This window comes from Rhizobium sp. P1_E6 (assembly GCF_056405875.1).
Genome location: NZ_JBFUBG010000230.1, coordinates 1 through 2,295, shown reverse-complemented (window position 1 = coordinate 2,295; position 2,295 = coordinate 1). Strand labels below are relative to the sequence as shown.

Annotated in this window: 3 protein-coding genes; all 3 read left to right on the top strand. The window is 57.5% G+C overall.

The window, feature by feature from the left end; all coding sequences use genetic code 11:
• A partial coding sequence (locus tag AC1D35_RS35655) for a sugar phosphate isomerase/epimerase family protein (protein ID WP_477942682.1) occupies positions 1-713 on the top strand: 713 nt, incomplete at its 5' end.
• Positions 714-751: 38 nt separating this feature from the next.
• Positions 752-1,399 (top strand): nucleoside triphosphate hydrolase, encoded by a 648-nt coding sequence (locus tag AC1D35_RS35650; protein WP_477942680.1) that lies wholly within the window; start codon positions 752-754, stop codon positions 1,397-1,399.
• Between the two features lie 121 nt (positions 1,400-1,520).
• Positions 1,521-2,295, top strand: a 775-nt coding sequence (locus AC1D35_RS35645; protein ID WP_477942678.1) for a D-psicose 3-epimerase, incomplete at its 3' end; no start/stop codon positions are given.

Genomic DNA, 2,295 nt, shown 5'->3' with positions numbered 1-2,295 from the left:
CCCGTTCGCTTTTGGCAAAGAACAGGATCAGGGCAGCATGCTCGCTCGTGCTTCCTGAGGCGGCTTGGGCCTCAWAGCGACCAGAGGCCGCCATCCGCCATCTTGAAGTAGCAATAGACAAGGCCGCCGAGATGGGCGCTGAGGCACTCACCGGAGTGACGTTTGGTGGTACCAACGAACGAACCGGCTCGCTGCCAACCGAGGCTGAGTACGACAACCTTACCCGCGCCCTCGAGGCGGCGGCGCGACGCGCTAAGTCCAAGGGCATCCAGCTCGGCGTCGAAGCGGTAAACCGCTACGAAAACCATCTCGTCAACACCGCGGAGCAGGCCGCGGCGCTGGTCGAGCGGATCGGAATGGACAACGTCTTCGTCCATCTGGACACATTCCACATGAACATTGAGGAAAAGGGGGCCGCCAACGGCATTCTCGCCGCTCGCGATCACCTCAAGTACATGCACATGTCGGAAAGCGATCGCGGAACCCCCGGTGCAGGCAACGTACCCTGGGATTCGATCTTCGTTGCCCTTTCAGCAATCGGCTTCAAAGGCGCTCTTGTCCTGGAGAGCTTTGTCAGCATGCCGCGCGAGATGGCCGGCGACATTTCCACCTGGCGTCCGGTTGCTCGCGACGAAGAGGAAGTCATGGGAAGCGGTCTCTCGTTTCTGCGCGGCAAGGCTGCGCAATACGGAATGCAAGGCTTTGGCGCATAGGCCTTAGTGCGCCAGGCCGAAATTAAGGGAGGAGTTCCTTGAGCAATATTGAAGAAAACGCGGGTGAGATCGCGAGGGTCGCCGCTGAACGGCTATCTGAAAGTGGCGGCAAGAGAGTGTTGATCGCCATTGCAGGTGCACCCGGTTCGGGAAAATCAACTCTTGCCGAGCGGATCGTGCAACGGCTCAAGGCGGATCATGGTGTCAATGCGGCTTTGTTCCCCATGGATGGCTATCACTACGACGATGTCGTCTTGGAACAGATGGGCCGACGGCCGTTTAAGGGAGCCATCGACACCTTCGACGCGCACGGGTTCCGTCGGATGCTCGAGCGACTCAAGGCAAACGAAGACGACGTCGTCGCCGTCCCCGTGTTTGATCGTTCGATCGAAATCGCCCGTGCCGGTGGAAGTCTAATCCCGCAATCAACTGATATCATTGTCTGTGAAGGGAATTACCTTCTTTCCCGCCAAGCGCCGTGGGGCAGGCTCAAACCAATTTTTGACTTCACTGTCTTCGTGGATGTCAGCGAGGACAATCTACGCAAACGGCTCCAGGATCGCTGGCGGTCCTTCGGGCTCGATCCGACGGAAATCAATCGCAAGGTCGAAGAGAACGATCTGCCAAACGGTCTTGCCATCATCTCTGGCAGTGCTGAGCCCGACCGACGCATCGACAACAACTAGCCATGTCGGACCGAACGGCTTTCGGTTCGCTGCTTCGGCTCAAGGTCTCGTTGCCGCCTTCGTCGGCGCCGCGGTCCTGCCAGCCACCAACCAATACAGCTGAAACCTAAGGGAGACTCTTATGAAATACGGAATCTACTACTCCTACTGGGAGCATGAATGGAGCGCCAAGTTTGGCCCGTACGTCGAAAAGGTGGCGAAGCTCGGGTTCGACATTCTCGAAGTCGCCGCGCATCACATCAATGAATATAGCGATGCAGATCTCGCAGCGATCAAGCAGAGCGCGAAGGACAACGGTATCATTCTGACCGCGGGGATTGGTCCTTCCAGGTCCAAAAACCTGTCGTCGCCTGACAGTGCGATACGGGCAGCTGGCAAGGCGTTTTTCGAGCAAACTCTCACCAACGTAGCCAAGCTTGATATCAAGACGATCGGCGGTGCACTCCACTCGTACTGGCCGGTTGATTACTCGCAGCCGATCGACAAAGCCGGTGATCGGGCGCGTGGTGTCGAGGGCATTCATGGCATTGCAGACTTCGCAAACAACCTGGGCATAAACCTTTGCCTCGAGGTGCTGAACCGGTTCGAAAACCACGTCCTGAACACAGCCGCTGAAGGCGTTGCCTTCGTGAAGGATGTCGGCAAATCAAACGTCAAGGTGATGCTCGATACCTTCCATATGAACATCGAGGAAGACAGTTTCGGCGATGCCATCCGCACCGCTGGCCCCTTGCTAGGTCATTTTCACACTGGAGAGAGCAATCGCCGCGTGCCCGGGAAAGGCAGAATACCCTGGCACGAGATAGGCCTCGCACTCCGCGAAATCGACTACACTGGCGCTGTCGTCATGGAACCATTCGTCAAGACCGGTGGTACGATTGGCTCTGACATTCGGG